Source organism: Pseudonocardia nigra (assembly GCF_019396355.1).
Classification (GTDB): Bacteria; Actinomycetota; Actinomycetes; order Mycobacteriales; family Pseudonocardiaceae; genus Pseudonocardia; species Pseudonocardia nigra.
This window is the reverse complement of record NZ_JAHKRK010000380.1, coordinates 1-3,465: the sequence shown is the minus strand read 5'-3', so window position 1 is coordinate 3,465 and position 3,465 is coordinate 1. Positions and strand designations below refer to the sequence as shown.

Below are 3,465 nucleotides of genomic sequence, written 5' to 3'. Positions count from 1 at the left end.
ACGCCGGCCCCGGCGGACCGGGGCCGACGCCACACTCACGACGCGCGGCGGCGCCGGACGAGCACGACGGCACCCGCGGCCACGGCCGCGGCGACGCCGAGACCGGCCAGCGCGGTCGTGTCCACACCGTCGGCGGCCTGGCCACCGGTGCCGGTCGGCACGCTGCTCGGCGCGGTGGCGCCGTCGGCGGACAGCTGCGCGCGGGCCACCCCGGTGGGCGGGGCGAAGGACGCCGAGTGCGTGTTGAGGTAGAAGCCCGACGGGTCGGCGCGCAGCGCGTCGGCCACCTCGGCGGGCACCTCGGCGGTGGCCTCGGAACCCGCGGTGATCGCGGCCGCGTCGAGCATGACGACCACGTCCCCGTTGACGCCGGCGGCGCCCTGGTGGATGTGCCCGGCGGTGACCGGCTCGTCGTTGCCCTCGATGGACACCGTGTAGGTGAGGGTGTCGTCGGCGGAGAGGGTGAACGTGCCGGCGACGGTCGCGCCGGCCTGCCCGCTGCCGGCCGGGATCTCCTCCTCGCCGCTGCCGGACGCGGTGAACGTCATGGTCTCCTCGTCCTGGGCCACCGCGACCCCGGTGGACAGGCCGACCAGCAGTAGGGCGCCGGCGACGGCGCCCAGGGTCTTCGTCAGTCGCACGAGTTCTCCGTTCATCAGGTGTCGACGGCGGCGAGCACGTCGCCGTCCGCCGACGAGATCCCCACGCGGCGGATGCCGCTCGGGGCCAGTTCGGTGGCGGCCGGCACCAGTGCCGACCCGTCGGTGGTCGGGCCGAACGACCCGATCGGGGTGCGTGCGCCGTCGGCGTCCTCGACCCACAGCCGGAACGGCCCGTCCGCGGGCAGGCCCTCGACCCGCACCTGTAGCCGTGTGCCCCACGGCACCACGGTCTCCTCGACGCCCAGCGCGACGGTCGCGGGCACCGGCGCGGCCGTCGTCGATGCCGGTGTCGGTGTCAACGCCGACACCCCGACGGCGCCGGCGAGCCCCACCGCGACGACCGCCGCGGCGACGAGGGCCAGCAGACGGCGCGCGCCGACCGCGCCCACCACCCGCCCGCGCAGCGCGACCGGCGGCTCGTCGAGGCGTTCGAGCAGCGCTGCCGGGTCCACGCGGTGCAGCAGCGCCGCCACGGCGGCGAGCTGGTCGCGCTCCCGCCGACACGCCGGGCAGCCGTCGAGGTGGGCGGACAGTCCCGCCGAGGCGGGTGCCGTGCCGCGGGCGTGCTCGACCAGCTCGGCCCGCCACTGCGCGCACCCCGTCATCCCGACCACCCCATCTCCTCCATGCCCAGCCGGACCGCGCGCAGCGCGTAGTAGACCCGGCTGCGCAGCGTCGACTCGGGCACCCCGAGCTCGGCGGCGACGCCCGCGTAGTCCCGGCCGAGCAGGTGCACGTGCAGTAGCGCCTCGCGGTGCTCGGGGCTCAGCCGGCGAAGCGCCTCCTCGGCCATCCAGTCGGCCAGCACGGTCTCCACCGGGTCCTGCGGCTGCGCCACGAACAGCGCAGTCACCACCTCGCGGTCCTGCGGGGCGGGGCGCCTGGTGCGGGCGAGCGCGGCGTCGGTGCACACGTTGCGGGCGATCGCGAACAGCCAGGTGCGCAACGATCCCCGCGCAGGGTCGAACCGGGCCGTCGAGCGCCAGGCCCGCACGAACGTCTCCTGCACCGCGTCCTCGGCGCCCGCCCGGTCCTGCAGCAGCCGGTACGCGAGGCGGTACAACTCAGGCCCGTGCGCGGCGTAGGCATCCGACACCGCCCGATCGTCGCCCAGCTCCGCACCCACCTCGCACCTCCACCTGGGACTACCGTGACGGGCCGTCCCTGTTGAACACCGGCGCGAGCTTCACCCGTTCGGGCTAGTGGGCAATCAGGTTGCCGTGATCAGCCCGGTGCTCAGCGCCAGCATCAGCGCGGCTCCCAGCGCGACCCGGTAGCCGACGAAGACCGTGATCGGGCGCCGGGCGACCAGGCGCAGCAGCCAGCCGGATGGAGAGATAGGTGACGACGAGGCTCACCGCGGTGGCGGCCAGGGTCGGGACCCATCCGTCGGAGGCGGAGACGGCGTCGGCCGCGGTCAACGACTCGTAGCCGCCGGCGGCCAGCAGCGCGGGGATGGATAGGAAGAACGATAGGCGCGTCGCCGTCACGCGGTCGATGCCGCGTAGCAGCCCGGCACTGATCGTGGCACCCGATCGGGCACCCCGGGGACGAGCGCGACGCACTGGGCCACGCCGACAAGGACGGCGTCGGTGAGCCGCAGGTCGTCCTGGCCACGCTCGCGGGTACCGGCCCGTTCCGCCACGTACAGGACGACGCTCCACAGGATCAGCGAGGCCGCGACGACCCACGGGCTGCGCAGCGGACCGGTCACGGCATCTCGGGTGAGCAGACCGACGACCCCGATGGGAAGCGACCCGAGGATGACGTACCAGGCGAGCCGGTGGTCGCGGTCGGTCCACCGATCGGGGTCGAGGAGGCCGTTCACCCAGGCCCGGGCCAGCACGGCGATGTCGCGGGCGAAGTACACGACCACCGCGGCGATGACGCCGATCTGGATGATGGCGGTGAATGCCGTCACCCCCGCACGTTCACGCCGAAGGTGCCCCACGGGAAGCGCCGTCGGTGACGGGACTGCACCGCGCGGTCGAGCAGGTAGCGCAGCGGCGCACCGACCCCGGCGCCCAGGCCGACCCACAGCACGTCCAGCGCGGTCATCGGCCCGCGTCCCGCCCCCGGCCCGAACGGCCGCGCCACCGTCCTCGCCACGCCGATCCCGGCCGCGCACCCGGCGAGCGCGACGAGCGGCGTCGCCACGACGTAGCCCACCGCGAGCAGCGGCCGGCCGGACGCGAGGAGACAAGCGCCTCGACCGCGTAGGTGGAGAACGTGGTGTAGCCACCGAACACGCCCACCCCGAGGAAGGGCCGGACCAGCCGGTGCGGGCGGACCACCTCCGTGATCAGTACCCCGATCGGTACAGAGCCGGTCAGGCCGGCAGCCCACGACGACGCTCACCGGTGCGCCCGCGTCCGCCCGACCGTCAGTCATAACGACCCGTGCAGCGCCGCGGCGAGCAGCAGCGTCACGACCGGGAGAGTTCCCCTCACCAGCGCACCATCCCGGCGGGCGGTTGACGGCGAGCCCCATCGCCTGTCACGCAGCATGGTCCTCGCCTGCGGTGTGGCACAGCCCAGGGGCGCGAGTTCGTCCCGACCGGCCGTGTCGCCCATGTGGGTCGAGGACGCCGTGCGGTCCCTCAGCTTGATCTTTAACCTGGCTGTGCTGAGTCGGGCCTGGGTTATGCAGGTTCTCCGGCGCGTCGGCGGGACATGACGCGGCCACCGCTTGATCATCTTCGGGTTCCTTCCACAGAGCTCGAAGACGAAAGCGATGGCCGCGATGCTCAGTGTGACCCACGCCCGGTCCGTGCAGTCGGAAGACACCCCGGCCCGGCGGAGTG

The 3,465-nt window shown here is 74.2% G+C and carries 5 protein-coding genes and 1 pseudogene; all 6 read right to left on the bottom strand.

Features of this window, described 5'->3' with window-relative positions; all coding sequences use genetic code 11:
* Positions 1-35: 35 nt before the first annotated feature.
* Positions 36-641 (bottom strand): CHRD domain-containing protein, encoded by a 606-nt coding sequence (locus KME75_RS40600; protein WP_219420315.1) that lies wholly within the window; start codon positions 639-641, stop codon positions 36-38.
* Between the two features lie 14 nt (positions 642-655).
* Entirely contained in the window at positions 656-1,276 is a 621-nt protein-coding gene (locus KME75_RS40595) for a cupin domain-containing protein (RefSeq protein ID WP_219420314.1), read from the bottom strand.
* Positions 1,264-1,788, bottom strand: coding sequence for a sigma-70 family RNA polymerase sigma factor (locus KME75_RS40590; RefSeq protein ID WP_219420313.1), 525 nt, complete (start codon positions 1,786-1,788; stop codon positions 1,264-1,266). The genes KME75_RS40595 and KME75_RS40590 overlap by 13 nt, the downstream gene beginning before the upstream one ends.
* Before the next feature lie 73 nt (positions 1,789-1,861).
* Positions 1,862-2,538 (bottom strand): annotated as a pseudogene (locus KME75_RS47680) (undecaprenyl-diphosphate phosphatase).
* 41 nt (positions 2,539-2,579) lie between these two features.
* Entirely contained in the window at positions 2,580-2,831 is a 252-nt protein-coding gene (locus tag KME75_RS47305; protein ID WP_372452763.1) for a fluoride efflux transporter FluC, read from the bottom strand.
* Positions 2,717-2,995, bottom strand: a complete 279-nt coding sequence (locus KME75_RS47300) for a FluC/FEX family fluoride channel (RefSeq protein WP_372452765.1) — start codon at positions 2,993-2,995, stop codon at positions 2,717-2,719. Before KME75_RS47300 ends, KME75_RS47305 begins: the two co-directional genes overlap by 115 nt.
* Between the last annotated feature and the right edge of the window lie 470 nt (positions 2,996-3,465).